The 743-nt window shown below is 63.7% G+C and carries 1 protein-coding gene; it reads left to right on the forward strand.

Annotated elements, in window-relative coordinates; genetic code table 11:
- Positions 1-743 (forward strand): diiron oxygenase (locus SB771_RS33435; RefSeq protein WP_175705315.1); only part of this gene is annotated, 743 nt, incomplete at both ends.

Consider the following 743-nt stretch of genomic DNA (forward strand, 5'->3'; position numbering starts at 1 on the left):
CGCTGGGACATGGAGAAGGACATTCCGTGGGACAAGTTCGACGCTTCGCTGCTCACCGACGAGCAGGCGAAGACGATCAAGATGAACGCGATCACCGAATGGTCGGCGCTGCCCGCAACGGAAATGTTCCTGCGCGACAACCAGCACGACAGCGACTTTTCCGCGTTCATGAGCGTGTGGTTCTTCGAGGAGCAGAAGCATTCGCTCGTGCTGATGGAATACCTGCGCCGCTTCCGGCCGGAAATGGTGCCGACCGAGGAAGAGCTGCACGCGGTGCGCTTCCAGTTCGATCCGGCGCCGCCGCTCGAGACGCTGATGCTGCACTTCTGCGGCGAGATCCGCCTGAACCACTGGTATCGCTGCGCGGCCGACTGGCACACCGAGCCGGTCATCAAGCACATCTACGAAACGATCTCGCGCGATGAAGCGCGCCATGGCGGCGCTTACCTGCGCTACATGAAGAAGGCGCTGAACAACTGCGGCGACGTCGCGCGCGCCGCGTTCGCGAAGATCGGCGTGCTGATGGCATCGGCGCGCCGCACCGAGAAGCCGCTGCACCCGACCAACCTGCACGTGAACCAGGCGCTGTTCCCGCGCGACACCGTGCAGTCGCGCCTGCCCGATCCGGAATGGCTCGAGCGCTGGCTCGACGAGCAGATCCGCTTCGATGGCGAGTGGGAAAAGAAGGTCGTCGACCGGATCCTGCACAACCTGTCGATCCTGTTCGAGCGCACGTTCGCGAC

It is taken from the genome of Burkholderia sp. SIMBA_051 (genome assembly GCF_046534915.1).
Classification (GTDB): domain Bacteria; phylum Pseudomonadota; class Gammaproteobacteria; order Burkholderiales; family Burkholderiaceae; genus Burkholderia; species Burkholderia ambifaria.